The organism is Streptomyces sparsus (assembly GCF_054776295.1).
Map to the genome: position 1 here is coordinate 1 of NZ_BAAHCA010001619.1, position 631 is coordinate 631.

A 631-nucleotide genomic window follows, 5' to 3' on the forward strand; every position below is an offset into this window, starting at 1 on the left:
GGTCCCGGTCCCGGGTGTCAGGTCCGGGTTCGGTTTCGGGTGAGCAGGGCGAGCGCGGCCACCGGGACCAGCACGGCCGCGGCGAGCGCGTTCAGCCAGCCGTAGCCGGCCTGGGCTACCACCAGGCCGGAGAGCGCCCCGCCGGCTCCGGCCGCCGCGTTCATGGACAGGTCGGACAGTCCCTGCACCGCCGCTCGCGCCGCCTGCGGCACCGAGTCCGTGAGCAGCGCCGAGCCCGCGACCAGCGCCGCCGACCAGCCCAGTCCGAGGAGGAACAGACCCGCGGCGCTCTGCGCGTGTGAGGCCCCGGCGGTCCCGGCGAGCAGCATCGCGCAGCTGAGCAGCAGCACGGCCAGCCCGATGACCGGCAGGCGTCCGAGCCGGTCCGCCAGCCAGCCCATGACCGGGGAGAAGGCGTACATGCCGGCGATGTGCCCGCTGATCACCAGGCCGATCAGCTCGATGTCGGCGCCGTGGTGCCGCAGGTCGACCGGGGTCATCACCATGACCGACACCATCACCGTGTGCGACCCGGTGATGGCCACCAGTGCCAGCCGGGCCCCGGGCGAGGCGGCCACCGCGGCCGCTCCCGCGCGCAGCGACCGCTCGGCCCGGGTCGGTGCGGGAGCGG

Annotated in this window: 1 protein-coding gene; it reads right to left on the bottom strand. The window is 75.6% G+C overall.

Translation table 11 applies throughout. The features are described from left to right. Positions 1-17: 17 nt before the first annotated feature. A partial coding sequence (locus tag ACYVE9_RS29955; protein WP_461031000.1) for an MFS transporter occupies positions 18-631 on the bottom strand: 614 nt, incomplete at its 5' end.